General features: G+C 60.6%; 23 protein-coding genes, 1 pseudogene and 1 riboswitch. Of the genes and pseudogenes, 11 read left to right on the top strand and 13 right to left on the bottom strand.

The genetic code is table 11. The features are described 5' to 3' along the window. Position 1: 1 nt before the first annotated feature. The 5 genes from MLC59_RS11370 to lpxL form a co-directional block, all read right to left on the bottom strand. Positions 2-859 (bottom strand): glycosyltransferase family 2 protein, encoded by an 858-nt coding sequence (locus tag MLC59_RS11370; protein ID WP_248234363.1) that lies wholly within the window; start codon positions 857-859, stop codon positions 2-4. Positions 860-968: 109 nt separating this feature from the next. Next, positions 969-1,880 (bottom strand): lysophospholipid acyltransferase family protein, encoded by a 912-nt coding sequence (locus MLC59_RS11365; RefSeq protein ID WP_248234362.1) that lies wholly within the window; start codon positions 1,878-1,880, stop codon positions 969-971. A gap of 78 nt (positions 1,881-1,958) precedes the next feature. Then, a complete protein-coding gene (locus MLC59_RS11360) occupies positions 1,959-2,627 on the bottom strand; it encodes a YrbL family protein (protein WP_248234361.1) in 669 nt (222 codons plus the stop codon). Then, positions 2,624-3,631 (bottom strand): ELM1/GtrOC1 family putative glycosyltransferase, encoded by a 1,008-nt coding sequence (locus MLC59_RS11355; protein ID WP_248234360.1) that lies wholly within the window; start codon positions 3,629-3,631, stop codon positions 2,624-2,626. Before MLC59_RS11355 ends, MLC59_RS11360 begins: the two co-directional genes overlap by 4 nt. Next, a complete protein-coding gene (lpxL, locus tag MLC59_RS11350; RefSeq protein WP_248234359.1) occupies positions 3,624-4,607 on the bottom strand; it encodes an LpxL/LpxP family Kdo(2)-lipid IV(A) lauroyl/palmitoleoyl acyltransferase in 984 nt (327 codons plus the stop codon). Before lpxL ends, MLC59_RS11355 begins: the two co-directional genes overlap by 8 nt. Before the next feature lie 130 nt (positions 4,608-4,737). On the opposite strand from lpxL, the gene waaA reads away from it, so the two are divergent. After that, entirely contained in the window at positions 4,738-6,030 is a 1,293-nt protein-coding gene (waaA, locus tag MLC59_RS11345) for a lipid IV(A) 3-deoxy-D-manno-octulosonic acid transferase (protein ID WP_248234358.1), read from the top strand. A gap of 6 nt (positions 6,031-6,036) precedes the next feature. On the opposite strand, the gene MLC59_RS11340 is transcribed toward waaA, so the two are convergent. Then, positions 6,037-7,440 carry a TolC family outer membrane protein gene (locus MLC59_RS11340; RefSeq protein WP_248234355.1) on the bottom strand — a complete coding sequence of 468 codons (1,404 nt, stop codon included), beginning with the start codon at positions 7,438-7,440 and terminating at the stop codon, positions 6,037-6,039. 137 nt (positions 7,441-7,577) lie between these two features. Next, a riboswitch (TPP riboswitch) is annotated at positions 7,578-7,691 on the top strand. A gap of 80 nt (positions 7,692-7,771) precedes the next feature. Here MLC59_RS11340 and thiC point away from each other — a divergent pair. The 7 genes from thiC to MLC59_RS11305 all read left to right on the top strand — a co-directional run bounded on the left by thiC (position 7,772) and on the right by MLC59_RS11305 (position 14,595). After that, on the top strand, positions 7,772-9,649 hold the full coding sequence (gene thiC / locus MLC59_RS11335; protein ID WP_248234354.1) for a phosphomethylpyrimidine synthase ThiC: 1,878 nt from the start codon (positions 7,772-7,774) through the stop codon (positions 9,647-9,649). A gap of 534 nt (positions 9,650-10,183) precedes the next feature. Continuing rightward, positions 10,184-10,819, top strand: a complete 636-nt coding sequence (locus MLC59_RS11330) for an NUDIX domain-containing protein (RefSeq protein ID WP_248234353.1) — start codon at positions 10,184-10,186, stop codon at positions 10,817-10,819. Next, positions 10,816-11,319: a DUF1249 domain-containing protein gene (locus tag MLC59_RS11325; protein ID WP_248234352.1), complete on the top strand. Its 504-nt coding sequence runs from the start codon at positions 10,816-10,818 to the stop codon at positions 11,317-11,319. Before MLC59_RS11330 ends, MLC59_RS11325 begins: the two co-directional genes overlap by 4 nt. Before the next feature lie 147 nt (positions 11,320-11,466). Further along, on the top strand, positions 11,467-12,303 hold the full coding sequence (gene cpdA / locus MLC59_RS11320; RefSeq protein WP_248234351.1) for a 3',5'-cyclic-AMP phosphodiesterase: 837 nt from the start codon (positions 11,467-11,469) through the stop codon (positions 12,301-12,303). 55 nt (positions 12,304-12,358) lie between these two features. Then, positions 12,359-12,961: a YqiA/YcfP family alpha/beta fold hydrolase gene (locus MLC59_RS11315; protein WP_248234350.1), complete on the top strand. Its 603-nt coding sequence runs from the start codon at positions 12,359-12,361 to the stop codon at positions 12,959-12,961. A 35-nt stretch (positions 12,962-12,996) separates the two neighbouring features. Continuing rightward, positions 12,997-13,386: a glycine cleavage system protein GcvH gene (gene gcvH / locus MLC59_RS11310; RefSeq protein ID WP_248234349.1), complete on the top strand. Its 390-nt coding sequence runs from the start codon at positions 12,997-12,999 to the stop codon at positions 13,384-13,386. 12 nt (positions 13,387-13,398) lie between these two features. Continuing rightward, on the top strand, positions 13,399-14,595 hold the full coding sequence (locus tag MLC59_RS11305; RefSeq protein ID WP_248234348.1) for a class I SAM-dependent rRNA methyltransferase: 1,197 nt from the start codon (positions 13,399-13,401) through the stop codon (positions 14,593-14,595). A gap of 7 nt (positions 14,596-14,602) precedes the next feature. On the opposite strand, the gene MLC59_RS11300 is transcribed toward MLC59_RS11305, so the two are convergent. Further along, positions 14,603-15,259 (bottom strand): histidinol-phosphatase, encoded by a 657-nt coding sequence (locus MLC59_RS11300; RefSeq protein ID WP_248234347.1) that lies wholly within the window; start codon positions 15,257-15,259, stop codon positions 14,603-14,605. 165 nt (positions 15,260-15,424) lie between these two features. Here MLC59_RS11300 and MLC59_RS11295 point away from each other — a divergent pair, with 165 nt between their 5' ends. The 3 genes from MLC59_RS11295 (at position 15,425) to MLC59_RS11285 (ending at position 19,609) form a co-directional block, all read left to right on the top strand. Next, positions 15,425-15,955 carry an RNA pyrophosphohydrolase gene (locus tag MLC59_RS11295; RefSeq protein ID WP_248234345.1) on the top strand — a complete coding sequence of 177 codons (531 nt, stop codon included), beginning with the start codon at positions 15,425-15,427 and terminating at the stop codon, positions 15,953-15,955. Between the two features lie 16 nt (positions 15,956-15,971). After that, a complete protein-coding gene (gene ptsP / locus MLC59_RS11290; protein ID WP_248234344.1) occupies positions 15,972-18,281 on the top strand; it encodes a phosphoenolpyruvate--protein phosphotransferase in 2,310 nt (769 codons plus the stop codon). A 98-nt stretch (positions 18,282-18,379) separates the two neighbouring features. After that, positions 18,380-19,609, top strand: coding sequence for a patatin-like phospholipase family protein (locus MLC59_RS11285; protein WP_248234343.1), 1,230 nt, complete (start codon positions 18,380-18,382; stop codon positions 19,607-19,609). 13 nt (positions 19,610-19,622) lie between these two features. On the opposite strand, the gene MLC59_RS11280 is transcribed toward MLC59_RS11285, so the two are convergent. From MLC59_RS11280 to MLC59_RS11255, 6 genes and pseudogenes are all read right to left on the bottom strand, one after another. Next, positions 19,623-20,015, bottom strand: a complete 393-nt coding sequence (locus MLC59_RS11280) for a gamma-butyrobetaine hydroxylase family protein (RefSeq protein WP_248234342.1) — start codon at positions 20,013-20,015, stop codon at positions 19,623-19,625. Positions 20,016-20,075: 60 nt separating this feature from the next. Next, entirely contained in the window at positions 20,076-21,404 is a 1,329-nt protein-coding gene (gene hslU / locus MLC59_RS11275) for an ATP-dependent protease ATPase subunit HslU (RefSeq protein WP_248234341.1), read from the bottom strand. A 13-nt stretch (positions 21,405-21,417) separates the two neighbouring features. Continuing rightward, complete coding sequence (gene hslV, locus MLC59_RS11270) at positions 21,418-21,948, bottom strand: ATP-dependent protease subunit HslV (RefSeq protein ID WP_248234340.1); 531 nt, start codon at positions 21,946-21,948, stop codon at positions 21,418-21,420. 86 nt (positions 21,949-22,034) lie between these two features. Beyond that, the gene (locus MLC59_RS11265; RefSeq protein WP_248234337.1) at positions 22,035-22,682 is read right to left on the bottom strand and encodes an SPOR domain-containing protein; all 648 of its coding nucleotides are present in this window, start codon (positions 22,680-22,682) and stop codon (positions 22,035-22,037) included. An 18-nt stretch (positions 22,683-22,700) separates the two neighbouring features. Beyond that, positions 22,701-24,389, bottom strand: a complete 1,689-nt coding sequence (argS, locus tag MLC59_RS11260) for an arginine--tRNA ligase (RefSeq protein WP_248234336.1) — start codon at positions 24,387-24,389, stop codon at positions 22,701-22,703. A gap of 601 nt (positions 24,390-24,990) precedes the next feature. Further along, positions 24,991-25,332 (bottom strand): annotated as a pseudogene (locus MLC59_RS11255) (mercury(II) reductase); the annotation flags it as partial. Positions 25,333-25,411 lie beyond the last annotated feature (79 nt).

Below are 25,411 nucleotides of genomic sequence, written 5' to 3'. Positions count from 1 at the left end.
GTCAGGCGCCGGCAGACTCAGAGCGTGATTTCTCGATACCGTTTTCGGCCCACCAGGTTTTCTGCTCCTTGACGGCCTTGCGGATGGCCCGGTTCTTCTCCCAGATCTCGGGTTTGGAATAACCACGGGCGTGGTCCAGGTGCAGGCATACGGTGCTGTAACGGATCTGCCTGGACTTGTGACCGTAGTTCCACAGGCGCTCGCCCAGCTCCCGGTCAAGGCCACCGTATTGCATGTCTTCGTTGAAGCCGTTGACGGCGACCAGGTCGCGGGTCCAGGTGGAGCTGTTCATGCCGTTCCAGCTTGCCGCTGCCGGGGTAACAGCATTAAGCAGTTTGCGGAACCCCTTTGAGGGGGACAGCTTCCAGAGTTTATGGCTCTTCGGTTGGCCATTGGCAACCAGCCACTCCGGCTTGAAAATCACGCCGCTGCGAATATCGTCGTCAGTGATCTTCTCGGATACCGGCATGGTGAGCTTGATGTAACCGCCGGAAAGGAAGTGCCCCGGCTCCGCCAGCCGCCGGTGGGTGGCAATAAAGCCCGGTTCGGGAATGCAGTCGCCATCGGTGAAGACCAGGTAGTCGCAGTCAGTCTCGCGGATGGCCTTGTTCAGGATCTGGCATTTGCGGAAACCGTTATCCTCATGCCATACATGGTCGATCGTGAGGATGCCACGCTCACGGAAGCGCTCGATCAGCTGCCGCGTCTCGTCGGTTGAGCCATCATCCGCGATGATCACCCGGAAGTCCTTGTCAGACTGGCTCTCATAGCCGGTCAGCACCTTTGCGAGCCAGGCAGGGGAATTATAGGTGGTGATTACCACGCCTATGGATTGCGGTGTTACTGGGTGCTGGGACATAGGTACCGACATCGTTGCTCTGAGAACAGCACAGGATTATACACAGCCGACGCACCGCCTGCCTGTCAGGGATTAACCTGAGACGGCTGCGAACCGGTAACAGGGCAGCTTACTTGCAGACTCTGCCCGGGTCATAGGGATGGGGTTCGCCGGGGGTGAGGTGGCGGAAGCGCTTGTATTCCCACTGATACTGCTCGGGTATCTCCCGAACGCATTTTTCCACTGACTGATTGAGGGCGGTGACCGCTTCCACCGGGTCGCTGCTGTCGATGCCTGGCTCGGTGGGACGGATGATGATACGGAAGCCCCGGCCGTCCTTGAGTCGTTCGGCAAAGGTGGTAAACGACGCAGCCCCGGACCTGGCGATCAGCTTGGAGGCGAGGGTCATGGTGCGCACCTTGTGCCCGAAGAACGGGCCGTGGGCGTAGCCACTGTCCCTGTGTGGGCTCTGGTCCGGCAGGATACCGGCAATGCTGCCGCTTTTGAGGATGCTGACCATTCTGACCAGTCCGCGGCGATCTCCGCGAACCAGGGTGGAGCCTGCCCGCTCCCGCACCCGTATCATGTAGTCTTCGAACCCGGGCATGTTCGGCGGACTGTAAAGTGCCGCCATCTGGTAGCGGGACGAAAAATAGATGCCGGCCAGCTCCCAGTTTCCCAGGTGGGGGGCCAGCAGGACCACACCGCGGCCTTCCGCCAAGGCGCTGTCAATCAGCTCGAGGCCTTCCACCTCCTGTATCAGGGCCAGGCAGTCCTCCACTGGCCACTCCCACATCAGTGGGATTTCCAGGAAGGTCTGTCCGGTGTGCCGGAGGCTGGAGCGGACCAGCCGCTGACGCTCGGTCTCGGTCAGCTCGGGAAAGCTGAGGTCGATATTGATGGTGGTGACCTTCCTCGAGCGTGTTGGTAACCACCAGCTCAGGGTGCCAAGCAGCCGGCCCACACGCTGTGCTGCCTTCAGTGACAGCTTGCCAGTGATACGAAGGGCAAAGAGGGCCAGGGACGATTTGGTCAGCGCCATGGGCTTGATGGATCCTGTCGCACTAATGGACCGGAGGAAGCTATCACCAATGGCCGTTTGCGGCAAGTTCGCCTGGCTTCAGAGCTTTCCGGCCAGTTTCCAGTCGGTTGTGCGCCCCGAGGCTTCCCATTCAAGGCGCAACCAGAAGCGACGGATTCGGCGATCCATGTAACGCCTGCGCCACCAGGGCATCACTGCCAGCCTGTCCGGTATGGTCGGTGCCCCCAGTCCGTCAACAATAATCAGCTCCCACTGGCCGGTTCGGTCCGTCATCACCAGGTTCTGGGGCAACAGGTTGCGGGTGAGTATGCCGGTCGTTCTCAGCCACTGGCAAAGTCGCTCGGCGGCCTCCCTGGCGGGTTGGTCCAGGCCATGTTTACCGAGCCAGTGCTCCAGGGTGGGGGCGGGCTGGCCGCTCGAATCCAGGATCAGCTCACAGTCGTTGGCAACACCCAGTGAGGTTTCAGTACAGCCATGGAACCTGGGCAGGTGCTGCCACAGGAGTTGATCTTCCCGGGCTGCCGATAACCTGCGAATCGCTGACTGGTCGTAGGCTCTCTGCTCCTGGAAGTTGTCGCTCAGGCGCCGCCTGCCCAGTAGTTTTTTCAGCAGTGTTTGTTCAGCAGCACGGGCCTGGATCGCGCCAGGTTGAAGCACCTTAAGGCAACGATCCGGATTGTCCGGATGCCGGTAGCAGTCGCGGTTGGCGCCGGAGCCAAAGGGTGTATGGCCGGTCAGATCGATCACTGCGCTTCATCCCCTGATTGGTGCGGATTAACGTTGCTTTTGTGCTGCCCGCCGGGCGTTGTCGGGCGTTTCCCCGGGGTCCCTGCCCCGGCCGGTAACAGGCCGCGACTGAGCAGCCACCTGGCGGCCCGGTCGGCCTCCCAGAGCTGGGGCCGGCTGGGGTCAGACTGATTCATGGTGGCAAGCCCCGCCTGCCAGGACATGGCGAGGCCCTCATCCTGCATGTCGCTAATACCGCTGGCTACCCGGCTTCCCGGGCGAGAGTTCAGGGTGAACAGCGCGGTAGGCACACCGGCGGTGATGGCCTCGCTGACCATGGTGCTGGAGTCCGGGGTTACCCAGACAAACCGGGTTCTTGTCAGCTCCCGGGCGAGCCAGCCGGGTTCGGTCTGATCGTGGGTTACCAGCGTCACCGTCGGGTTACAAAGTTGTTTCAGCCTGGCAGTCGCCGTGGTGGGCGTCCTGCGGGAATCGCTGATGGTCCACTGCCACTGCGGGTGGCTCTCTATCAGGTGTTGCAGCTGGGTCGCGACCTGGTCTTCATTCCACTCAAAGTGGCGAGAAGGGCCCCCGATGAGTACCAGTGCCCGTTTACAGCGGGTCAGCGAAGGCTGGGGCTCCATGGCATTCAGGGTGCCCGTAGTCTGGAGAAGGTTCCGGCGGGGCCTGGGCCTGTCGTGCCGGGGAGTTATAACAGCGTCTACCAGGCTTATCGGGAAGCCCGGCTTCATCAGGACAACCGTGGGTGCCAGCCGCCTCACGCCCAGTAACAGGCGGTGGGTACCACTCCCGGCAGCGATGATCAGCCCGGGTGTGGGGTAGGCCGGTTGCCTGGCCCGGCCCAGGACTGCTCGCCACAGCGGGGTGTGAACAGCGGTGGCCGTGATCCAGTGACAGCATGCACCGGCATGGTGTTCCAGGCGCCGGGCGAGTCCTTCAAGCTGGCTGCGGTGTCCCGGCTTGTTGTCGGTCAACAGCCAGACGACGGGGCCTGGCTCAGTCATTGCGTTTTCGGCGTTTGCGACGGCGCTTGCCCCGACCTCCGTACAAGTCCGGGTCCTCCCGGTTGGGTCGGGTCCGGAAACGCCTGTGCATCCACAGGTATTGGTCGGGTTGGCGCCGGATTTCCTGTTCAATAATCCGGTTTACCAGGGTGGCATCGGCGACGTCATCCCCGCTTGGGAACGCCTCCAGTGCGGGATGGAAGTAGATGTCGTATCCGGGTTCCCCTTCACGCCGGAAGTGGCTGAAGGGTACGACGGCACAGCCGCTGCGCTCGGCAATACGGGAGGTGGCGGTAATGCTGCTGGCCGGGACGTCGAAGAAGGGCGCAAAGACGACGTCCTTGCGGCGATAGTTCTGGTCAGTGGCGTACCAGACAGTGTGGTTGGCCTTGAGGCTTCTGAACAGACCGCGCAGGTCGCGGGCACTCAGCACCTTTCCGTAGCGGCGCTCCCTGGCCCGGGTCATGACTGCGTTCATCAGCGGGTTGTTATGGTCCCGCTGCATGACGTCTGCTTCGATTACCTCGGTCGCCAGGCTGCCACCCAGGTCGAGGGTGCTGTAATGGCCGCCCAGAAGGAGTACCCCCTTGCCCCTGGTGAGCGCCCTGTTAAGGTGCTCCAGGCCGTGTATCTCGGTGATTCCGGCAAATCCGGCAGGATCGCGAAACCAGGCGACCCCGGTTTCCAGCATCCCGATACCGTTGGCATGGAAGCTTTTACGTGCCAGTTGGGTCTGTTCAGCTTCAGAAAGCTCGGGGAAGCAGAGGCGGATATTGGTCAGGGTGATGTGCCGGCGGCCCGGCAGCATACGCCAGGCCAGTTCCCCGATCACTTTGCCCATGCGCCATTGCCACCCCAGTGGTAGCTGAGCGATAAGCCACATGGCCGCCACGGAGCACCACGTGGGCCACCAGCGGGGGTGCAGGTAGTGGCTGTAATCAAGGTCGCGTTCTTGTTTCCGGTGCCTGGCTTTCACGGTTGCAACTGGGTTCCTGAAGGTGGCGGGGTGGTTAACCCGCAAGTTTATCAGGGCGTTGATGATTGTGTCAGTGGCAGTACGGCTGCTATTGGTTAGAATGGCCAGCGTTCCGGGACATGGGGTAGGCATGCTTCAATTCTTGTATTCACAATGCTTTCGGCTTTTGTTGCCGTTCGTACTGATTCGTTTGTGGTGGCAGAGTCGTCGGCACCCGGGCGCGGGCAGTAACTGGCTTCAGCGCCTGGGCTATGTTGATGTCGGTGTTGAGCCGGTGGTCTGGGTGCACGCGGTTTCCGTTGGTGAAACCATAGCCGCGGGCCCCCTGATCAAAAGCCTGCTGGAGCGCCAGCCAGGCATACGTATCCTGTTAACGGCAATGACAGCCACCGGGGCAGAGCAGGCAAGGGCGATGTTCGGAGACCGGGTCTGCTACGCCTACTCACCCTATGATACGCCGGGCGCCGTGAAGCGTTTTGTCCGGCGAATCAGGCCAAGGGCGCTGGTGATCATGGAAACGGAACTCTGGCCAAACATGATCCGTGAAGTCAGTACCCGCCAATGCCCGATATTCCTGGTGAATGCCCGGCTTTCAGAGCGATCGGCCAACGGGTATCGGCGGGTAGGGAGTTGGGTGCGCTCCATGCTGAACCAGATCGACTGGATTGCAGCCCAGGCGGATGAGGATGCGGCCCGGTTCCGCAGGCTTGGCGCCAGGGCGGGGGCGGTATCGGTCACCGGTAGCATAAAATTCGATGTGTCGATTCCTGAAAAAGTGCGTCAGCAGTCTGCTGTATTGCGAACAGAACTCGACGGAAGGCCGGTCTGGATAGCGGCCAGCACCCATGAAGGGGAGGATGAGCAGCTGCTGGAGGCCCACCGAAAGGTCCTGGACCGAATACCGGACGCCCTGTTGCTGATTGTGCCCCGTCATCCTGAACGATTTGACTCGGTAGCCAGCCTGGCCCTGAAAAACGGGTTCTCGTTAGCGAGGCGCTCCCTTGACGATTCCGTCAGTGAAGCAGAAGTCTACCTGGGCGATACCATGGGCGAGTTACTGATGCTCTATGGCGCGTGTGACGTTGCCTTTGTCGGAGGCTCACTGATCGAGCGGGGAGGGCACAACCCCCTGGAGCCGGCTGCCTGGGGCGTGCCGGTCATTACGGGCACCCACGTGTTCAACTTTGAAACCATTTACCAGCAACTCGAGGCCGGGGATGGTCTGGTGCGCGTCAGTGGAAGCGACGAGCTGGCCGGGGCCCTGGGTAGCCTGTTGTCCGATTCCGCACAGCGCTCTGCGTTAGGGGGGGCTGCACGGAAGGTAGTGGAAGCCAACCGGGGTGCCCTCAACCAGGTGGTAGAGGGCGTTCTGGAACGGCTGGCCCCGGTGGGTGATGAAGCAGCGGACCAGGTCAGGGCCTGATCCTGCTTATTCCATCGGGTTGTCGAGGGTTTCTTCCTCATTGGCCAGCGCCTCGATGCCCGGCGCCGTCTCGCTCAGCCAGTTGTTCAGTTCCAACAGGTCCTGCGGGCTCAGGGTGCCGGCCGCCTGTTTCAGTTGCAGGGTATTGACCACGTAGTCGTAGCGGGCGTTGGCGTAATCCCGCAGGGCAACGTAGTAAGCCCGCTCCGCATCCAGTACTTCCACTATGTTCCGCGTACCTACTTCATAGCCGGCCCGGGTAGCGTCCAGTGCGCTACGGCGGGAGATGATGGTTTGCTCGAAGGCGTTGGCGGTTCCAATATTGTTGTTCACCGTCAGGAACAGGCTGCGGGTATTCACCCGTACGTCCCGGCGCACCGTATTCAGGTCCTGTTCGGCGGCGGTGAGCAGCGAGCGCTGTTCCCGGACGCCGGCCTGGGTGCCGCCGCCCGTGTAGAACGGGATGGTCAGTGACAGTGAGACAATCGATTGGTTGCCTTCTTGCTGAGTAAAAAGGGCGTTCTCCAGACTGGTTTCCTGGTAGGAGGCGCTCAGCTCAAGAGTTGGTAAATGACCGGACTTTGCCGCTTTCAGGCTGGCTTCGCTGGCATTGAGTTGCCTCAGGGCCGCCTGAATAGACCAGTTTTGCTCCACCGCGGTTGCTTCCCACGAAGTTGGATCCATAGGCTCGGGGCGCCCGAGCGGAAAATTCTGCCTGAGATTTTCCATGGCGTCCGGATATTCTCCGGTTAACCGGGCCAGTTGTTCTTTGGCCACATTGAGGTCGTTGTCGGCGGCGATGCGCTGGCTTCTGGCATCGTCGTAGCTGGCACGCGCCTCATAGACTTCGGTGATGGCAATGAGCCCCACGTCAAACCGTTCCTGGGCCTGTTCGTACTGGCGCTGGATGGCCGTTTCAGTTGCTTTGGCGGTTGTGACGGTGTCTTTGGCGCGCAAGACATCGAAGTAGGCGGTTGCTACATCAAGAATCAGCTGTTGCTGGGCCAGGTTGTACTGGGCCTCGGCCGCCTCGGTCTGGAACTGGCTGGCTTCGTAGCTGAACCAGTCTTGAGCCCGGAACAGTGGCTGGGTCAGCTCGACGCCGTAGCGGTAGGTTCGATAACTGTCTCCCGAGAAGAGTTGCCGCGTCAGCTCATCGGCGTTTGCCCCCCCGGGTATATTCCTGGGCTCGAAACGTGTGTAGCTTGCTGACCCAACCGCCGAGATTTTGGGCAGCAGGGCGCTCTTGCTGACATCGCTGGTTGCCTGCTGTGCCTGGAACTGTGCCATGGCAGAGGCAATGCCGGAGTCATAAGACAGGGCTTTCTCGTAGGTTTCCATCAGATCCAGAGCAAGCGCAGGCTGGGCTGCGAGCAGGGTGATCAATCCTGGAAGTAAACGTTTTTTCATTGGTTCTCCTGAAATACTGACTCCGGGAATCTGCCCGGCAATGACCCAAAGGTATTGGTTGACCATTATGGACAATAATCGTTCCCGTCTCTAGACTTGCTAAGTCCACGTATTTTGTGGGCAAACCAATTCAGAATCGCGTCTTGACGGGGTGCTGATCTGCCGGAAACCGGCGATCGGCTGAGATTGCAGCGCAGAACCCGCGACCTGATCCGGATAATACCGGCGTAGGGATTAAGACCAGATGAACCGCGACACCATGCCTGTAGGGCAATTTGTCGCAACTCCGTCATACGCGACCCGATACCACAAGAGCAACCGGGAGCATTTCATGACGGACTTACCAGCATACCTCAGCGACTCCGCAAAAGTAGACTCCGCAGCAATCAAACCATTACCAAGCTCACGAAAAATATACGTGCAGGGTAGCCGACCTGATCTACGGGTGCCAATGCGGGAAATTACCGTGGGCGACACCCCCACTGAAATGGGTGGCGAAAAGAACCCGCCGGTGGTGGTGTACGACACCTCCGGGCCCTACACAGACCCGGAAGCCACTATCGATCTGCGTAAGGGCTTGCCGCCGGTTCGTGCCGCCTGGATTGCCGAACGGGGCGATGTAGAGCAACTGGAAGGCTACACCTCCGAATTCACCCGCCGCCGCATGAAAGACCCTCAGCTTGATCCCCTGCGGTTTATGGACGAGCGAAAGCCACTGCGCGCCAAGCCCGGAAGAAACGTATCCCAGATGCACTATGCTCGCCAGGGCATTATTACGCCGGAGATGGAATACGTTGCCATCCGGGAAAACATGAAACTGCAGGAAGCCCGGGCCAACGGCTTGCTGGCGGACCAGCACCCCGGCCAGTCCTTCGGTGCCAACCTGCCGCCGGAAATCACACCGGAGTTCGTGCGCGACGAAGTGGCCCGGGGCCGGGCGATCATCCCTGCCAACATCAATCACCCGGAAACCGAGCCCATGATCATCGGGCGTAACTTCCTGGTGAAGATCAACGGCAACATCGGTAATTCAGCGGTCAGTTCCTCTATCGAAGAAGAGGTGGAAAAACTCACCTGGGGCATCCGCTGGGGTTCGGATACGGTGATGGATCTCTCCACCGGCAAGAACATCCATGAAACCCGCGAGTGGATCATCCGCAACTCCCCGGTGCCCATTGGTACGGTACCCATCTACCAGGCCCTGGAGAAAGTTGGCGGCGTGGCCGAGGACCTGACCTGGGAGATTTTCCGCGACACCCTGATCGAGCAGGCGGAGCAGGGCGTGGACTATTTTACAATCCACGCCGGTGTGCGGTTGCACCATGTGCCCCTGACAGCGAACCGCACGACGGGGATCGTTTCCCGGGGCGGCTCCATCATGGCCAAGTGGTGCCTGGCCCACCACAGGGAGAGCTTCCTGTACGAACACTTCGAGGACATCTGCGAAATCATGAAGGCCTATGACGTGTCCTTCAGCCTCGGCGACGGCCTGCGCCCCGGCTCCATCGCAGACGCCAACGACGCCGCCCAGTTCGGTGAACTGGAAACCCTGGGTGAGTTAACGAAGATTGCCTGGAAGCACGACGTGCAGTGCATGATCGAAGGCCCGGGCCATGTGCCCATGCATCTGATCAAGGAGAACATGGACAAGCAGCTGGCGTGCTGTGACGAGGCGCCTTTCTATACCCTCGGGCCGCTGACCACGGATATTGCGCCGGGGTATGACCACATCACCTCCGGTATCGGCGCGGCGATGATCGGCTGGTTCGGGTGTGCCATGCTCTGCTATGTGACTCCCAAGGAACACCTGGGTCTGCCCAACAAGGATGATGTAAAAACCGGCATCATCACCTACAAGATCGCGGCCCACGCGGCGGACCTGGCGAAGGGCCACCCTGGTGCCCAGATCCGGGACAATGCCCTGTCAAAGGCCCGTTTCGAGTTCCGCTGGGAGGATCAGTTCAACCTTGCCCTGGACCCGGATACGGCCCGCTCGTTCCACGATGAGACGCTGCCCAAGGAGTCCGCCAAGGTGGCACATTTCTGTTCCATGTGCGGTCCGAAGTTCTGTTCCATGCAGATTTCCCAGGAGGTTCGGGACTATGCCCGGGAGCATGGCCTGGATGAGGTATCTGCCGTGGATGCTGGTATGCAGGAGAAGGCCGAGGAGTTTGTGGCCGCTGGTGGGAAGATCTACGACCGGGTGTGATCGGTTTGGTAATTCTCCAGCCTGTTAATTGGGTGCCGGGGGCAGCAGGCCGATAACGTTTTTCGGGAGACGCCCCGCAAGTACGTCCCTGTAGGGCTCGACGGCAGCCATCCCTGGCTGCCGACGCTCCCGAAAAACGTTCTCAACCCGCTACCCCTTGAACTCCGAGATATCGTTACAAAAAAATCTTCACAAGTCCGTGTAGGCAATGGAGCTGATAGTCGGAGCAGAGCTAATGCCAGGCAAAACCTGGGGTCAGTTCATGACGGTGTAACTGCAAGCCACGCGATATCGGGAGGATAGACGGGGGCTGGGCGAGGATGCTTTTCGGGACCTTCAAAAACATGGACGTTTTTGAAGAGCCTACAGGGACGTATTCACGGCGTGTCCCGAAAAGCATCCTCGTCCGGCCACCGCTGGCACCGCAACCTGAAAGCTGCGTGATACAGCCCCCCAAAACCGAACTTGCAATACCAAACCCCGAACGGCTATCGTTCACCATCACGCCATACCACCGGAAACCCCAGAACCACCATGACCGAAAAGAAGCCCGAACCCTTCCAGTTCAAGGCCAGCGACGTGCAGGTCCACAAGCGGGAAACCGTCTTTAAAGGCTTCTTCCGCATGGACAAGCTGTGGCTTACCCACCCGCGGTTTGACGGCACCACCATGCCCGAATTTACCCGTGAACTGTTCGTTCGCGGTGACGCCACCTGCGTACTGCCCTACGACCCCGAACGGGACGAAGTCGTCCTGCTCGAACAGTTCCGCCTGGGCGCCATCGGCCGTGATCAGAGCCCATGGTTGCTGGAACTGGTCGCCGGTATGAATGAAAAAGGCGAGAGCCCCGAAGAGGTAGCCCATCGGGAGGCAGAGGAAGAAGCCGGGTTAAGCTTTACCCACCTCGAGAAAATCTGCGAATACCTGGTATCCCCTGGAGGCACCACCGAACTGGTTTACCTCTACGCCGGCCGGGTCAGCACCGAGAACGCCGGTGGCTTGTATGGGCTGGACCATGAGCATGAGGATATCCGCGCCCATGTATTCAGCGCCGACGAAGCCTTCGCCATGATCCGGGATGGCCGTATCAATAATGCGGCAGCGATTATGGCCATCCAATGGCTGCAGCTTAACCGTGACCGCCTGCGGCGGGAGTGGGGGCAGTGGTGAGCGCCGTGACCCTGCGCCGGCAGCGCTACGTACCCGACTTGCAGCGGCTGGGCGCACTGTGCGAAGGCAACTACCAGCGCCTGCGCCGGCTTCGCCGGGTACAGGGCGGAGACCTGGACGTGCTTCAGTTTGACCTGCACCGGGAGGCCCACTACCTGGGGCGGGTGAGTATTTCCGTGCTGCAGCAGACGCGCTACACCGAAACCCTGCTCCTGGAGCAGGTTCACAACAGTGGCCGCTGGCTCAATAATCCCGAACTGACCGTCAGGGTCTACCACGATGCCAATATGGCGGAAGTGATCAGTTTCTATGGTAATCGCCAGGTTGCGGCTGTGAACGACTACCCCAACCGGTTCATGCATCACCCGGATGAAAAGGTGCAGCTCAATGGTTTTGTGGCGGACTGGCTGGACTACTGTCTCAGGTTTGGTCATGTCACCCCTGAGTCGGGATCCTGGGGATACAGGGGGCGCCAGGAAGGCTCTGAATCGATCCGCTGAGGCCTGGTTTGCCGACGAAAAATCCAGGCCGGGTAAAATGTTGTTAAAGGTGGCGGTTTACTACCTGTGACTTGTGACTCAGGTAGACGTTGCGCGCGTAAAATCGGTCTAGTATCTGAATGCTCAGTCGCTGGATGAAAACGCGTAATGTCATACTCTGAACACGGGCCACCCGTTTCCATTGCCACTGCGGATGCCGCCAAAGCCCGGGTGCTCCAGATCACCGACCCTCACCTCATGGCGGACGACAGTGCCACCTTGCTGGGTGTTCGTACCCGTGACAGTCTGAACGCCGTTGTTCAGGCCGCCGGGGCCCTTCGGCCGGCCCCGGACTTGTTGCTGGCCACTGGTGACCTGGCCCAGGATGCCTCCGAAGCGGCGTACCACGAGTTTGGTCGTCAGGTTGGTGTGTTCGGCTGCCCGCAAAGCTGGGTTGCCGGTAACCACGACAACAGTGAGGTTCTGAACCGGGTGGCTGCCCGCTACCAGGCGACCGGGCGTCATTTTTTGCTTGCGGGCTGGCAGGTCATCCTGCTGGATTCGTCGGTTCAGGGCCAGGTTTATGGCCGGCTGGGCCAGGGGGAGCTGCGTTTCCTGGCGGATGCCCTCGCCGCTTTTCCGGATCGCCCCGCGCTGATCAGCCTGCATCACCACCCGGTCCGTATCGATGCGGAATGGATGAACGCTATAGGCCTGCAAAACCGGGATCAGTTCTGGCAGGTGGTTGACCGTTTCCCGCAGGTGCGGGCGGTGCTCTGGGGACATATCCACCAGCACCTGGACCTGTATCGGGGTGACGTGCGCCTGCTCGCTACGCCATCCACTTGTATCCAGTTCCAGGCAGGCTCGGATGACTTTGCGGTTGAGCCGCTCGCCCCCGGCTTCCGCTGGCTTGACCTGTATAGTGACGGAACCCTGGATACCGGTGTGGAACGGGCGACCGACTTCCAGTATCAGCTGGATACCGACAGCAACGGCTATTGAGGCGCCCCTCTGAGCGCTATACTGACGGCCTCACTTTCAGCTTTGCGGTATTGTCATGCCCCCCAGTAATAAACACCCGGTGTTGGTCTACCTCCACGGTTTCAACAGCTCGCCTCGTTCCCAGAAAGTCTCCGAGTTGCGGGACCTGCTGCCGGCAATGGCACCTGATGTTGAGCTGGTGGTGCCGGAGCTCGGCTTTGACCCCGAGCAGGCCCTGCAGCGTGCCATTGCTGCTATCGAGTCTGCCGGCGACCGGCCAGTGGGGCTGATTGGCAGTTCCATGGGGGGATTCTATGCCTCGGTTCTCTCGGCGAGGTTTGGCCTGAAGGCCGCGCTCATCAATCCGGCGGCCTGGCCGTACCGGCTGTTGCAGTCCCATCTGGGCCCCCAGCACAACCCCTACACCGGTGAGGACTACGAGCTGACCTCCGGCCATATGGCAACCCTGAAGGCCATGGAGCCTGGCGATGCGGTCACACCAGCGAATCTGTTTATCCTTGTGCAGACAGCGGATGAAACCCTGGACTACCGGGAAGCCCTGGCCAAGCATCCGGGGGCGCGTACCTGGATCCAGCCGGGGGGAGATCATCGTTTCCAGGACTTTGAGCGGGTTGTGCCTGCCATCCTGGCGTTCCTGTTTCCGGGCAGTTTCCGGTAAACTGCGGCAAATTTCCCAGCTAATGGATGTGCGATATGAGTGAAATTCCTGCAGACCTGAAATACATCGAGACTCATCAGTGGGTGCGGGTAGCGGATGACGGTACCGCCACGGTGGGTATTACCGACTATGCCCAGGAGCAACTGGGAGACGTGGTCTACATCGGTTTGCCCGAAGTGGGCGATACCGTAACCGGCGGCGAGGAAGCGGGCGTGGCCGAGTCGGTCAAGTCCGCCTCCGACGTGTTCAGCCCGGTCACCGGCGACGTTATCGAAATCAATGAAGCCCTGGAAGACGAGCCGGAGATGGTGAACGAAGACCCCTACGGTGGCGGCTGGTTGTACCGCGTGAAGCTGGCAGACAAGGGTGAGCTGGACGGACTGATGGACGCCGCTGCCTATGGCGAGTCGCTGGCCGATGCATAAGGGCCGGTATTAATGGACTTTCCTGTTCTCTACCTTCGCAAGGGCGCTGAACGTCGCCTGAAAGCCGGGCACCTTTGGGTCTATAGCAATGAGGTGGATACCCGCCGCTCGCCGCTGACGGAGTTCGAGGCTGGCAGCCAGGCCCAGTTACGTGCGTCCAATGACAAGTCTCTGGGGACGTTGTTCGTTAATCCCCATGCCTTGATTTGCGGGCGGCTGATCAGCCGCAACGCCAGTACCGGGATGACGCCGAAGCGGCTGACGGACCGGCTGGAAGCGGCGCTCACGCTCCGCGACCGTGTCTTTCCCGAGCCGTGGTACCGCTGGGTCTATGGTGACGGAGATGGCTTGTCGGGCCTGGTGATTGACCGGTTTGGTGACGTGGTTGTGGTGCAGATTTCCACCGCCGGCATGGAATCCATGAAAGAAGCCATCGTCCGGGGCGTACAGCGCCTGGTCCATCCTGCAGCCATCATTCTCAAGAACGACGGTAAGATGCGCTCGGTGGAAGGGTTGCCGTCCTATGTGGAGCAGGTCGAAGGCGAGCCGGTGGACCTTCTCCAGGTTCGCGAAAACGGCGTGCGTTTCGAGGTGCCGCTCAGTGGTGGACAGAAAACCGGCTGGTTCTATGACCACCGCATGAACCGTGCCCGCCTGCAGCAGTACAGCCCGGGGTGCCGGGTGCTCGATGTGTTCAGCTATGCCGGTGGCTGGGGCTTGCAGGCCGCGGCTGGTGGTGCCAGCTCTGTCACCTGCGTGGACAGTTCCCGGCAGGCACTGGCCTCGGTGCACCATAACGCTGAGCTCAACGGCTTCGCTAACGTGGACACCCTGGAGGGCGATGCCTTCGAGGTGCTCAAGGGCCTGGCAGATGACAAGCAGAAGTTCGATGTCGTGGTACTGGACCCGCCGGCACTGATCCCCCGGCGCCGTGACCAGAAAGCCGGCGAGCAGGCCTACGCCCGCCTCAATCAGCTGGGTTTGCGGCTGCTTGAGCGAGACGGCTTGCTGGTCTCGGCATCCTGTTCCATGCACCTGTCCCGGGACAAGCTGGTGGATATTGTCCGCGGCAGCGCCCGCAAGGTGGATCGCTTTGTGCAGCTTCTGGAACAGGGCTACCAGGGGCCGGACCACCCGATGGTGCCCGGTATCCCTGAAACCGACTACCTGAAAGCCTGCTTTGTCCGCTCCCTGACGGAGTTTTTCTAGTTCCTATCTAATCCCTCAGGGACATGATGACCCAGTCCTGCTCCCTGGCATATTGCGCCAGGGTCGGGTCCGGGTCCACCGCCACGGGGTTGTCGACCAGTTTCAGTAGCGGCAGGTCATTATGACTGTCGCTGTAGAACCAGGCTCCCTCGAGGCTTTCCCCGTGTTCCTCCAGCCATTCCCTCAGCCTGACGACCTTGCCGTCCTGGTAGGTTGGCACGCCGACAATATCCCCGGTATATCGCTCGTTGACGACCTCCGGCTCCGTGGCCAACAGGTGTTCGATACCCATGGCCTCGGCGATGGGGCCGGTCACAAAACGGTTGGTGGCGGTGATGATCATCAGTGTGTGGCCCCGGGCGCGGTGGCTGGCGAGCAGTTCGTCGGCCTTGCGCTGGTACAGGGGTTTTATCCGGCTGTTCATGAAGGCCTTGCGCCAGGCGGCTACTTCCTGCGGGTCCCGACCGGCGATGGGGGACAGGGCAAACCGCTGGTAACGGCGAATGTCCAGCTCACCGTTCAGGTAGTCCTGGTAGAACTGGTCGTTCTGCTGCCGGTGGCTTTCGGCATCCACCAGTTCTGCGTCTACCAGGAACTCGCCCCAGGCGTGGTCGCTGTCACCGGCCAGCAGGGTGTTGTCCAGGTCAAAAATGGCCAGGGTCAAGGTTGTTCTCCTTTAAAGTATGCTTTCAAGGGGCATTCTAACATGCTGAAAAAGAATGCCTGCTTCGTTTGCCGACCGGTAGGCTTTCTGTAAGAATGGAGTCAATCTGGAAGAAAAGTCTCTTGTGTAAGAGGCTTCCGTAACATTTTAAGACAGGACTGTGCCGTGATCGATTCAGACGGTTTCAGACCCAACGTCGGAATCATTCTGGCCAACCACAAGGGCGAGGTCTTGTGGGCAAGGCGGATCGGGCAGGACTCCTGGCAGTTCCCACAGGGTGGCATCAAGCACAACGAGTCACCGGAACAGGCTCTCTATCGGGAGTTGGCCGAGGAAGTCGGCCTGGGCGCAAGCGATGTGGAAATCATCAGCTGTACCCGGGGCTGGCTGCGCTACCGCCTGCCACGACGAATGGTGCGCCATAATTCGCGCCCCGTCTGCGTAGGTCAGAAACAGAAATGGTTCCTTCTGAGGATGCTTTCACCGGATGCATCCGTGCGGGTAGACCACACGGATTCACCGGAATTTGATGGCTGGCAGTGGGTCAGCTACTGGTACCCGCTGGGGCAGGTAGTGTCCTTCAAGCGGGAGGTCTACCGCCGTGCCTTGCGTGAGCTGGCCCCGCGGTTGTTCAGTACGGTAGATCAGTGGCAGCGTGCCGAAGAAGTACAGCGCCGGCAGGACCAACAACAATGACGGATTGACACCCGATATGCTCGGTATCTTGCGAAGTATTGTTCAGGAAGTAAACAGTGCCCGCGACCTGCAGGAGGCGCTGGGCATTATCGTTTCGCGGGTACAGGCATCCATGAACACCGAGGTGTGTTCCGTCTATTTGCTGGATCCGGTCTCCAACCGTTATATCCTGATGGCCACCGAGGGCCTGCATAAAAAAGCCGTCGGCAAGGTCAGCCTGGCCCATTCCGAGGGCCTGGTTGGCCTGGTGGGTTCCCGGGAGGAGCCCATCAACCTCGAAGACGCGCCTTCCCATCCCCGTTACCGCTATTTCCCCGAGACCGGCGAGGAGCGCTTCCGCTCGTTTCTCGGGGTGCCTATTATTCACCACCGTCGTGTGCTCGGCGTGTTGGTGGTTCAGCAGCGGGAGGCTTCCCGAAGCTTTGACGAAGGGGAAGAAGCCTTCCTGGTAACGGTTTCAGCCCAGCTAGCGGGTGTGATTGCCCACAGTGAGGCTACCGGTGCCATCAGCGGTATGTCCCTCACCGGTGAGGAAGCGCGGGACGTTTCCTTCGACGGCGTGCCAGGCGCTCCTGGGGTGGCCATTGGCACCGGCGTCGTGGTCTACCCGCCGGCAGACCTGGATGCGGTGCCGGAAAAGGCATCCGAGGATCCCGACGCAGAGCTGGTTGCATTCCGTGAGGCGGTCAGTGCCGTGCAGGAGGATATCCGGCGGGTGTCCGACCGGCTGTCTGACCAGTTGCGCCCGGAAGAACAGGCCCTGTTCGATGTTTACCTGCGCATGCTGGGTGATAACGCCCTGCCAGGGGAGGTAGCCAACCGCATTCAGGGCGAAGGGCTCTGGGCACAGGGGGCGCTCAAGCAGGTGGTGAACCAGTATGTGCGCCACTTCGAGATGATGGATGACCACTACCTGCGGGAGCGCGCGGTGGATATTCGCGACCTGGGTCGCCGTATCCTCTCCCACCTGCAGGAAGGGGACACCCGCGAGGTGGATTACCCGGAAAATACCGTGCTGGTCAGCGAGGAGCTGACCCCGGCGATGCTTGGTGAGGTGCCCCGGGGCCGGCTGGTAGGGCTGGTTTCCGTGCGCGGTTCAAGCAACTCCCATGTGGCGATACTGGCCCGGGCCATGGGCGTGCCCACGGTGATGGGGCTGGTGGATATCCCGGTCAACCAGCTCGATGGCAAGGAGCTGGTGGTGGATGGCTTTGAGGGCCAGATCTTTGCGTCACCTTCTGCCGAGCTGCGCAATTTCTATAAGGAAATCTGTGACGAGGAAGATGCCCTTTTCCGGGGCCTGGAAGCCCTGCGTGACAAGCCCTGCGTGACGACGGACGGCCATCGCGTGTCACTGCTGGTCAACACCGGCCTGATGACCGATGTGGTGCGTTCCCTCAGCCATGGTGCGGAAGGTATCGGGCTCTACCGCACGGAGGTGCCCTTTATGATCAAGGAGCGCTTCCCCTCAGAGCAGGAACAGCGGGAATATTACCGGGAGCAGCTGGAAGCCTTCGCTCCCAACCCGGTCACCATGCGCACGCTGGACATTGGTGGCGACAAGTCCCTGACCTACTTTCCCATCAGCGAGGAAAACCCCTTCCTGGGCTGGCGGGGTATCCGCATAAGCCTGGACCATCCGGAGATTTTCCTGGTGCAGGTGCGGGCCATGCTGAAGGCCAGTGAGGGCTTCAATAACCTGCAGATCATGTTGCCGATGATCAGCAACATTTCCGAGGTGGAGGAGTCCCTGCACCTGATCTACCGGGTCTACCATGAGGTTCGGGAAGAGGGCTACGAGATCCACATGCCCCGGGTCGGGGTAATGATCGAAGTGCCGGCAGCGGTCTACCAAGTCAGGGAGCTGGCCGAGCGGGTGGACTTCCTGTCGGTGGGCTCCAATGACCTGACCCAGTACCTGCTGGCGGTGGACCGGAACAATCCCCGGGTGGCCCAGCTTTATCACTCCTACCATCCGGCCGTCCTGCAGGCTCTGGTACGTATCGCCCAGGACGCCCATGCGGTTGGCAAGCCGGTAACCATCTGCGGTGAGCTGGCCGGAGACCCCGGTGGCGCCCTGCTGCTGATGGCCATGGGGTACGACGCCTTGTCCATGAACGCGGCCAGCCTGCCCAAGGTGAAATCGGTGATCCGCAGTATCAGTCGGGAATGGGCCGTACAGTTGCTGGAAGATGTTCTCTTGCTGGACTCCCCCCACGTGATCAAGAGCTGTGTCGACCTGGCCCTGCGTAGTGCCGGCTTTGCCCGTTACCTGAGGCCGGGCCGTGGTGCTGTGCCAGTGACCAGCTTCGAAAGCTCCCAGTAGGGTGAGCATTCTAATTCCGGCTGCTAGGATCCTTGTGAACATGGCTTGTGATCGGGCAGGCCTGACAACATAAGCCTGCTGTCACGCCGGAGGACAATATGACGACAGAACCGACCCAGCTCCGACCCTCACCCCGCATCGGCCTGGCGCTTGGCGGCGGCGGGCCATTGGGTGGCATCTACCAGATCGGTGCCCTCCGGGCCCTGGACGAGGCACTGGATGGCCTGGATTTCAATAACCTGGACATCTATGTGGGCGTCAACGCCGGGTCGTTCGTGGCGGCCAACCTGGCCAACCAGTTGACCACCGCGCAGCTATGCCGGATCTTCGTGCGCCACGAGTCCGAGGTGCACCCGTTTCACCCGGAAGTCTTCTACCGTCCGGCCCTGAAGGAAATGGGCCGTCGGCTGCGGGCGGTGCCGGGACTGGTGGGGAGCGCGGTGTCCCGCTTTGTTCGCAACCCACACGACCAGAGCTTCCTGGAAGCCATGACCACCCTGGCCCAGGCTGCCCCGGCAGGGCTGTTTGATAATACGGCCCTGGAGCGCTACCTGCAGCAGGCCTTTACCACTTCCGGGCGTACCAACGATTTCCGGGAACTTCGCCGTCGGCTGTACGTCGTTGCGGTGGATGTCGAGACCACCGATGCGATCTGCTTTGGTGAACCCGGGCTTGACCACATACCGGTGTCGAAGGCGATCCAGGCCAGCATGGCCTCCCCCGGGCTCTATGTGCCTGTGGAGGTGGAAGGCCGGTATTGCGTCGACGGCACACTCCGCAAGGGCCTGCACGCCTCCGTCGCCCTGGACCGGGGCGCCGACCTGGTACTGGCCATTAATCCCCAGGTGCCCCTCGACGCCCGCGCGGCGGAAGTAGCGGGAACCATGGCCGCGGATGAACTGACCGGCTCTGGTATGCCCAACCTGTTGTCCCAGATGCATCGCACCATGGTCTATTCCCGCATCCAGAAGGGCATCGCCCAGTACGCCAGGGACTATCCGGACCAGGATGTGGTGCTGTTCGAGCCTACCCGGGAAGATGCCGTGCTGTTCAATTCCAGTGTGTTCAGCTTCCGTTCCCGCCGGCAGGTGTGTGAACACGCCTACCAGATGACCCGGCGGGACCTTCTGCGCCGGGCCGATGAGCTGGAGCCGTTGCTGGCAAAGCAGGGCCTGCGCCTGAACCGGGAGGTGCTGGAAGACAGCGAACGCACCATCAGCACGGCGCTTTATGGCGAAACCCTGCCGTTGTATGTGGCCAGGAAACGTAAGCAGAAAGAAAACCGGGGTATGCTGGGAAGTGTGACCCGGATGTTGCACCGGGCCTGACCGAAGGGCTGGGTCAGCCGCCCTGGGGGCCGCCAAAAAGCTGCGGCCCGCCGGCTTCCCGACTGCCGCCCGAGGCCTCCAGGCGCTGCAGGTAATCCTGCCAGTAGGCTTGCTGGTTCTGCCCCAGGTCCCACAGGTAGTCCCAGGTAAACAGCCCGGAATCGTGGCCATCACTGAAGTTGAGCTTCAGGGCATAGTTACCCACCATGTCAGCACCGGTCACCACGACATCCTTCTTGCCCGTCTGCAGTGTTCCAGAGCCCGCGCCGTGCCCGCGTACCTCCGCTGACGGCGACCAGACCCGCAGGAACTCGAAGGGAAGTTCGAAGCGGGTACCGTCGTCGTAATCCAGCTGCAGCAAGCGGCTCTGTTTACGGATGCGAATATCGGAAGGGCGTTGGGTCATGGCAGATTCCGCAGTTTCCGGGCGCCACAACGCGGGCGCCCGGGGCTTTTGGGTGGTGGGTTACAGGATGTAGCGACTGAGATCCTCGTCTTCCGACAGGTCACCCAGCTTCTCGTCCACGTATTCCGCGGTTACTTCAAAACCGTCGGTTACCTTGTCACCGGCATCGTAGGACAGGCTTTCCAGCAGGCGTTCCATCACAGTGTGAAGGCGCCGGGCACCGATGTTCTCGGTGGTTTCGTTCACCTTCCAGGCCACTTCGGCCAGGCGGCGGATAGCATCGTCACTGAAGGTGAGTTTGACGCCTTCTGTGCCCATCAATGCCTCGTACTGTTGCACCAGCGAGGCATCCGGCTCGGTCAGTATGCGACGGAAGTCTTCCGGTGACAGGGCCTGCAGCTCCACCCGGATGGGCAGGCGCCCCTGCAGCTCCGGGATAAGGTCCGACGGCTTGGACAGATGGAATGCGCCGGAAGCGATGAACAGGATGTGATCGGTACGCACGGTGCCATACTTGGTGCTCACGGTGCTGCCTTCGATCAGCGGCAGCAGGTCCCGTTGGACGCCTTCGCGGGAGACGTCGGCGGAGGCATTCTCGGAGCGCTTGGCCACCTTGTCGATTTCATCGAGGAACACGATGCCGTTCTGCTCGACGGACTCGATGGCTTTCTGCTTGATCTCTTCCTCGTTGACCAGCTTGGCCGCTTCCTCATCCTTGGCATGGCGCATGGCATCCACAACTTTCATCTTGCGCGTTTTCTTCCGGTCCTGTGAAAGGTTGGAGAACATGCTCTGCAGCTGGCTGGTCATCTCTTCCATGCCTGGCGGTGCCATGATTTCCACCCCACCGGCGGAGTTGCGCAGGTCGATTTCGATCTCCTTGTCATCCAGCTCGCCTTCCCGCAGTTTCTTGCGGAACAGTTGCCGGGTGGAGGAGTCTTCCCGTGGCTGGCTGTCTTCCTGGAAGCCACGGGGCGGTGGCAGCAGGGCGTCAAGGATACGGTCTTCCGCCGCATCCAGGGCGCGGTTTTCGTGGCGCTTCATTTCCTTTTCGCGGAGCATCTTGATGGCCATGTCCGCCAGGTCGCGGATAATGGATTCCACGTCACGGCCCACGTAGCCCACCTCAGTGAACTTGGTGGCCTCCACCTTCAGGAAAGGCGCGTCCGCCAGCTTGGCCAGCCGGCGGGCGATCTCGGTCTTGCCCACACCGGTGGGGCCGATCATCAGGATATTCTTGGGCGTAATTTCATCCCGCAGGGTGCTGTCGAGCTGCATCCGGCGCCAGCGGTTACGCAGGGCAATAGCGACGGCGCGCTTGGCTTCATCCTGGCCAACGATGTGTTTGTTCAGCTCGTGGACAATTTCGCGGGGAGTCATTGCAGACATGGTAGCTCCGGGTTCAGTCGTTGGCTGAGAGCACTTCAAGGGTGCGATTGTGATTGGTGTAGATGCAGATATCAGCGGCGATATCCAGGCCCTTGTCGACGATGTCGTGGGCGCTGAGTTCGGTGTTTTCCAGTAGCGCCCTGGCGGATGCCTGGGCGAAGGGGCCGCCGGAGCCGATGGCGATCAGGCCCTGTTCCGGCTCGATGACATCGCCATTACCGGTGATGATCAGTGAAGCGGTTTTGTCGGCCACGGCAAGCAGGGCTTCCAGTCGTCGCAGGGCCCTGTCCGTTCGCCACTCCTTGGCCAGTTCCACCGCAGCCCGGGTCAGGTTGCCCTGATGTTTTTCCAGTTGGGCCTCGAAGCGCTCAAACAGGGTGAAGGCGTCTGCAGTGCCGCCGGCAAAGCCTGCCAGCACCTTGCCGTTATAGAGGCGGCGAACCTTGCGGGCGTTGCCCTTCATGACTGTGTTGCCAAGGGAAACCTGGCCGTCGCCGCCCATGGCGACTTCGTCATCACGGCGAACGGAAAGTATCGTGGTCATCGGGGCTCCATTTGCTGAAATCGAAGTGATTTCCGAGATATGGAGCCGACCTCGGGAATTTCAAGGCTCACCGGCTGCGCCGGAGATCACTCCTTGGGAATCTTACGCACCAGGGGCTGGATACTGATCGTTACCAGCTTGTCCACGGCGGAGTTCATCTGGCTGCGGCTGTCAAAGGGGCCCACATTTACCCGGTACCAGGTCTTGCCTTCGCCGGTGGTAATCTGTGACACCTTGGTTTTCAGGCCCTGGAACGCAATCTGTGCGCGTTGTCGTTCAGCGTCCTCGGCGGTCCGGAACGAACCGGCCTGGACCAGGTAGCGGAAGTCCTGGGTGGCGGGGCTGGGCGTATACTCCTCCACGGTGGGTGGTACTACCTCGGACTCCGGCAACATGTCGTAGAACTTGAACCTGGGCTCCTGCCCGGTTTTCGGTTCCGGCTTGCTGGCGGCAGGCTTCGGGGGTTCGCTGACCGCCGGCTGCGGTTGCCCGGGCGCGGCACTCTCCATTGGCTCCAGGGTGTTGAGGTAAACGATGAAGCCGATGAACGCACCGACAGCTGCCAGTGACAGGATCCAGCGCACAGATAATCCTCCGCTTTGTTTGCTGGCCGCCGCAGGGCGGGGAGAGGGTTTGCGGGGCTTTTCCGCCCGCGCACGGGTCTTCCGCGGAGGCGGTGCACTGTTCACCGCCCCCTTTCCGGAGGACTGCTTGCGGGCGTAATCCCTGGCCAACGTCTGATCTCCTGCCGGTTACATTTCTTCCGGCGCACTGATGGCCAGAAGGTCCAGGCCATTGGCGATCACCTGCCTGACGGCCAGGTAAAGGGTCAGTCGGGCATCCCGGAGGTCGGTATCTTCCACCAGTGCCTTGTGGGCGTTGTAGTAGGTGTGGAACTGGCCTGCCAGGTCCCGGAGATAATGGGTCAGGTGATGGGGTTCCCGGGAGGCCGCGGCATTGCGAATCAGCTCCGGATACTTCGCCAGCTGGTTGGCCAGCTCCTTTTCCTCGTCCAGGGTCAGCAGGGACAGGTCGCCGGCCACATCGTTATGGCCACGCTTGATACCGTGCTCTTCGGCCAGCTTGCGTAACACGCTGCAGATGCGGGCGTGTGCATACTGAATGTAATAGACCGGGTTTTCGTTGGTCTGGGAGCGGGCCAGGTCGATGTCGAAGGTCAGTTGGGAATCCACCCGGCGAGCGGCCAGGAAGAAGCGGGTGGCGTCCCGGCCGACCTCGTCAATCAGGTCCCGCACGGTGACGTAGCTGCCAGCACGCTTGGAGATTTTCACTTCCTGGCCGGAACGGGTCACCATCACCATCTGGTGGAGTACGTAATCCGGCCAGCCCTGCGGAATGCCCGCCTTGAGGGCCTGGAGGCCCGCCCGTACCCGGGTCACCGTGGAGTGATGATCGGCACCCTGTTCGTTGATAACGGTAGAGAAGCCCCGCTGCCACTTGTCCAGGTGATAGGCCACGTCCGGCAGGAAGTAAGTATAACCGCCGTCCTTCTTGCGCATGACCCGGTCCTTGTCGTCGCCGAACTCGGTAGTGCGCAGCCACATGGCGCCGTCCTGCTCGTAGGTGTAGCCGTTTTCCTTCAGGCGCTCGACGGTAGCTTCCACCTTGCCGTCCCGGTAAAGGGAGGACTCCAGGAAGTAGACATCGAACTCCACGCCGAAGGCTTTCAGGTCCAGGTCCTGTTCCCGGCGCAGGTACGCGACGGCAAACTCGCGGATAGCCGCCATATCGTCCGGATCCGCCTTGCCGGTGACACCCCGGTCATCGGCGGTCACGGTTTCGCCTTTCAGGTAGGCCTCTGCCACGTCGCGGATGTAGTCACCCCGGTAGCCATCTTCCGGCCAGGAGGCGTCATCCGGCCCCAGGCCCTTGGCCCGAGCCTGGACGGAACGGGTCAGGTTGTCGATCTGGGCGCCGGCGTCGTTGTAATAGAACTCGCGGGTAACATCGTAGCCGTTGGCTTCCAGCAGGCGGCACAGGCTGTCGCCAATGGCTGCACCACGGCCATGGCCCACGTGCAGGGGGCCGGTTGGGTTGGCTGAGACAAACTCCACCTGCACCTTCTCACCCTGACCGTCGTTGTTACGCCCAAAGTCCGCGCCCTGCTGCAGGATATCTGCGGCAATGCCGACGGCGCTCTCGGCGGTCATGAAGAAGTTGATAAAGCCGGGACCGGCAATCTCCACCTTCGCAACAGCCGGGCTCGGCGGCAGACGGTCCACCAGGGTTTCTGCCAGTTGTCGTGGCGGACAGCCGGCGGCCTTGGCGGCCACCAGGGCAATGTTGCAGGCATAGTCGCCGTGGGCCTTGTCTTTGGTGTTGCCCACCTGCGGAGTAAAGGTCTGGTCTGCGGGCAGTGTGCCCTCTGACTGAAGGGCAGCCAGGGCAGACTGGAGAAGTTCGGAAACGGTCTCTTTCATGCTGTCAGGAGGCTCGAGTTGGACGATGGGTTTCGGAGCTGTGCCCGGAAAACGGAGGAGGCGTATTATCAGGGAAAGCGGGTTTTTAATCAAAAAAGCCCGGCTCGAAGGAGTATATAGTGAATTTTGTGTAATTCACTAAGTGAGTGAGTGAATGCCCCATAGGAACTGGCTTATGGGGCATCTTTCGTTTTTACACAGTGTGTAATTCGATGTGTAAAAATAGAAGCGCTCGTTCCAAGGGCTCTGCCCTCTCGCCGCAAGCGACGATTCACCCGAGGTATTTCATGACCAGCGATGTGATCGAGTGAGAGCACAGATAAAGATAACTTCCTTGGGGATGCTTAAAAGTTAGCAGTGGTCGTACCACGATACTCATACTGTAGCTGAAGGTTGCCACAATAAATTGGCCGCCCGTAGCTCTGGTCGCAAAGCGAACATTCGGGTAAAGCAGTCAATGCCAATGCAAGCGTCTGGCCATCACCTCTTGAATGGAGAATCACAAGCTCCACCCAAAAGGATATGCGGACTGATGCCAGGCCAACGCTTGGCCTGCCCACCTTAACGCTGCCCAGTAAATACAGAGCCGCGTTCACATCATTTATCCGGCACAGCAGGACAACTGCTTTACATCCTTGGTGAACGTTTGTGCACAGAGTTTGAGTCCTTCAACCATGGTCAGATAAGGGAACAAGTCATCGCCGATTTCCTGAACGGTCAAACCTGCTCGTAACGCCATCACTGCCGTTTGGATAATTTCACCGCCTTCCGCTGCGACAATCTGCACCCCAAGCAAACGGCCTGAGTTGTGCTCTGCCACCATTTTAATAAAGCCTTGGGTGTCAAAGTTTACTAGCGCACGCGGCACGTTTTCCAAGTCGAGCAACCTGGTGTCCACGCTATAACCCCGAGCAACTGCTTCGGCTTCAGAGAGGCCAACGGTGGTGTTAGTGGCCAATTAAAATGACCCACTACTGGCCATTAATTTTGACCCACCCCCGGGTGGCCGTCAGGCCACAGAA

Source organism: Marinobacter bryozoorum, from assembly GCF_023156245.1.
GTDB lineage: Bacteria > Pseudomonadota > Gammaproteobacteria > Pseudomonadales > Oleiphilaceae > Marinobacter > Marinobacter bryozoorum.
Note: the sequence above shows the minus strand (reverse complement) of the source record. Positions and strands in the feature narration are given on the sequence as shown.

What these genes read in the sequence shown, in the direction of transcription:
- MLC59_RS11365 (WP_248234362.1), bottom strand. Translation starts at nt 1,880, where the DNA reads ATGGCGCTGACCAAATCGTCCCTGGCCCTCTTTGCCCTTCGTATCACT.
- MLC59_RS11355 (WP_248234360.1), bottom strand. Translation starts at nt 3,631, where the DNA reads ATGACTGAGCCAGGCCCCGTCGTCTGGCTGTTGACCGACAACAAGCCG.
- MLC59_RS11330 (WP_248234353.1), top strand. Translation starts at nt 10,184, where the DNA reads ATGACCGAAAAGAAGCCCGAACCCTTCCAGTTCAAGGCCAGCGACGTG.
- hslV (WP_248234340.1), bottom strand. Translation starts at nt 21,948, where the DNA reads ATGACCACGATACTTTCCGTTCGCCGTGATGACGAAGTCGCCATGGGC.
- MLC59_RS11280 (WP_248234342.1), bottom strand. Translation starts at nt 20,015, where the DNA reads ATGACCCAACGCCCTTCCGATATTCGCATCCGTAAACAGAGCCGCTTG.
- MLC59_RS11315 (WP_248234350.1), top strand. Translation starts at nt 12,359, where the DNA reads ATGCCCCCCAGTAATAAACACCCGGTGTTGGTCTACCTCCACGGTTTC.
- hslU (WP_248234341.1), bottom strand. Translation starts at nt 21,404, where the DNA reads ATGTCTGCAATGACTCCCCGCGAAATTGTCCACGAGCTGAACAAACAC.
- MLC59_RS11370 (WP_248234363.1), bottom strand. Translation starts at nt 859, where the DNA reads ATGTCCCAGCACCCAGTAACACCGCAATCCATAGGCGTGGTAATCACC.
- MLC59_RS11285 (WP_248234343.1), top strand. Translation starts at nt 18,380, where the DNA reads ATGACGACAGAACCGACCCAGCTCCGACCCTCACCCCGCATCGGCCTG.
- gcvH (WP_248234349.1), top strand. Translation starts at nt 12,997, where the DNA reads ATGAGTGAAATTCCTGCAGACCTGAAATACATCGAGACTCATCAGTGG.
- MLC59_RS11340 (WP_248234355.1), bottom strand. Translation starts at nt 7,440, where the DNA reads ATGAAAAAACGTTTACTTCCAGGATTGATCACCCTGCTCGCAGCCCAG.
- MLC59_RS11305 (WP_248234348.1), top strand. Translation starts at nt 13,399, where the DNA reads ATGGACTTTCCTGTTCTCTACCTTCGCAAGGGCGCTGAACGTCGCCTG.
- thiC (WP_248234354.1), top strand. Translation starts at nt 7,772, where the DNA reads ATGACGGACTTACCAGCATACCTCAGCGACTCCGCAAAAGTAGACTCC.
- waaA (WP_248234358.1), top strand. Translation starts at nt 4,738, where the DNA reads ATGCTTCAATTCTTGTATTCACAATGCTTTCGGCTTTTGTTGCCGTTC.
- ptsP (WP_248234344.1), top strand. Translation starts at nt 15,972, where the DNA reads ATGCTCGGTATCTTGCGAAGTATTGTTCAGGAAGTAAACAGTGCCCGC.
- cpdA (WP_248234351.1), top strand. Translation starts at nt 11,467, where the DNA reads ATGTCATACTCTGAACACGGGCCACCCGTTTCCATTGCCACTGCGGAT.
- argS (WP_248234336.1), bottom strand. Translation starts at nt 24,389, where the DNA reads ATGAAAGAGACCGTTTCCGAACTTCTCCAGTCTGCCCTGGCTGCCCTT.